This window comes from Methanobrevibacter sp. (genome assembly GCF_045636185.1).
In the GTDB taxonomy this organism is placed as follows: domain Archaea; phylum Methanobacteriota; class Methanobacteria; order Methanobacteriales; family Methanobacteriaceae; genus Methanocatella.
Window position 1 is genome coordinate 1 of the sequence record NZ_JAZTXC010000174.1, and the last position, 2,724, is coordinate 2,724.

General features: G+C 30.1%; 1 protein-coding gene. It reads left to right on the forward strand.

The annotated features are described in order from the left end of the window. Window positions 1–816: 816 nt before the first annotated feature. Window positions 817–2,724, forward strand: a 1,908-nt coding sequence (locus tag ACKI3Q_RS09760) for a hypothetical protein (RefSeq protein WP_407416401.1), incomplete at its 3' end; no start/stop codon positions are given.

A 2,724-nucleotide genomic window follows, 5' to 3' on the forward strand; every position in this document is an offset into this window, starting at 1 on the left:
ATTTATTTATATCTAGATTGATAAAAGTAAACTTACAGTCAATTTTAGCAATTTTTATGGGGGAAAAATATCTTTTTTAAAGGCATTATTTTTCTTTTTTAATGAATGTATGTTAATTTTGACTGAGGTTTGATTTGATTAAACCTTAAATTGGTATTTCAGTTTAGGATAGGGATTGTTTTTAAAAATGATTACTGTCTGTTTGAAAAGGGCTGAGATTCAATTTTAAATGAATACAAGTAAGAATATATTGATTTATGGTCATTAAATGAGCAAATCTTCTATTAAATTTAGTAAAAAAATCAAAATTTAGGTTAATTTGTATTAACAAGAATTTATGATTGGTATAATCTGGTTTAGTGTTTATTTGATGTGCATAGTTAGTGAAAACTGGTTATGATTTCGTTTCTTAAATGCAATAATAATTGGACATATTACTTGTAAGGATTTGTAGTTTAGATTAATGCTAAATGTAATAAATTAATATTATTACTTTGATTTAAATGTATTAAGTTTAATTTGGTTTGACTCTCGTTAAAAATTATTAATGGGGATTAAATTGAAAATAAATAATATAATGCATTTAGTACATTCGTTATTACTATTATTTGGATGTTTTAATCCACATAATATTAATCGAAATTATATAGGTAAAAGGACGGTGAAAGATTTTAATATTGGTGCTGGCGTTAATGGCGTTGGTTTCGATAGAGAGGTAAGATTGATTCATGGTATTGTTGTTAGCAGGGAGGTTTCGTAACAATCTCTTTACAATAAGCAATTGATGTTGAAATTTTTATTTAATGGAGTGATTTAATGATAAAAAAGAGATATATGATTCTCGTTTTATGTATTATCACATTATTATCAATACAATTTGTGTCTGCTAATGATAATGCTGATGATATAACGGTTTTAGGCGCTTCTGAAGATATGGATATTCTTCAAGCTCCTACTGAAACAAAATCCTATACGGATTTAAATAATACAATAAATGGTAATTTAGATAATGAAATAAGTTTAGAATATAATTATAATTATCAAAACGGAGATCCAAGAACAGGAATAAATATTACTAGAAACTTAGTAATTAATGGTAACGGCGCTGTAATTGATGGTGCTAGTTTATCTAGTCTATTTAATATATCTAGTGGTGTTACCGTAACTTTGAAGAATTTAACGATTACGCATGCTGCTGGAATAAGTGATGACGGTCAAGAATGGTATCGTGCAATTACCGCTGGTAGTGAAACTAGTTTAAATATTGTTGATTGTACTTTTGACAGTAATCAGGCAGGTAGAGAATGGCAATTTGGGGGGACTGAATTTGTTGGTAGTGCTATATACTCTTTAGGTAATGTAAATATTCAGAATTCTAATTTTACAAATAATGTTGTCCAAACTGCTGGTGTAATTTATACAACAGGAACTCTTACTGCAAAGAATACTAACTTTTCTAATAATAGAGCTATTAATCGTCAACAAGACAATACAGACGGTGGTGCTATTTTTGCTTCTTATGTTGATTTTATAGAAAACTGTACATTTAAAAGTAATTTTGCTGATGTGGGTGGTTCTATTTATTTAATTAATGGAATTGGAAGAATTTCAGATTCAACTTTTGATGGTACTGGTGTGAATCAAGGTTACAATCAAATGGTTATAAATGGTGCGGCTATCACAACTTTATGGGGTGCTATAAATTTGATTGAAAATTCAACTTTTACTGATTTTACTTCAGTAACTGATGGTGGTGCTATCTATATGATGTCATTAAGTGGAACTGCAACTACAACTATTATAAATTCCACATTTAAGCGTAATTCTGCTTCTTCCAATGTTCAAGGTGACACTTGTTTAGGTGGTGCTATTTATACACCAGGTAATTTGGAAATTGAAAATGTAGTTATGGAAGATAATGCTGCAGTAAAAGGTGGTGTTTTTTATGCAGGAGGAACTGTAACAATTTCAGATTCCCGTCCAATAAATAATAATGGTAGATTAATTGTTCACCCTGTAACCGTAAATGGTGGTGTAATTTATGCTAAAGGTGATGTAGTCATCAATAACACTGATTTCGGTTATAATTATGCTACTGTTGCGGGTGGTGCAATATATTCTGAAGGAAATGTGAATTTCTATAATTCTAAAGTTGACGGATCTGCTGACACTACTGATGGAAATGGTGATGGTGGATTTATTTATGCTAAAGGCAATGTTGAAATAGAAAATTCAACCATTGAAGCTGTATATATGAAAGTTGCAGAACAAGGTCACCAATTTAGTGGTGCTGTATTTACAGAAAAAAATATTGTTGTTAAAAATTCCAATTTCACTAAAACCAATAAAATGCATTCCAGTATTGGTGGTGCCATCCGTGCATTAGGTAATGCAGAGATATACAACTCTAATTTCACACACAATAAAGCGGTACAATATGGTGCATTATATGTTGATGGTACTTTGGATGTTTATGACAGTTATTTCTACAATAACACCAACTCAGTTGCTTTTGCTGAACAAAGAGCTATTGTAAACAATACTCAGTTTGTTAACAATACATGTAATGCTGAAAATATAAATGGAAGAATTTTAGGTTCCAATTCAACATTAAACATTACAAATTCTGTTATTGACGGTACTCGCAGTACTGGTAGTCAATTTAAAGGTAGTGTATTTGCTGACGGTGATGTGTTTGTGGATAATTGTAATTTCACAGACTCA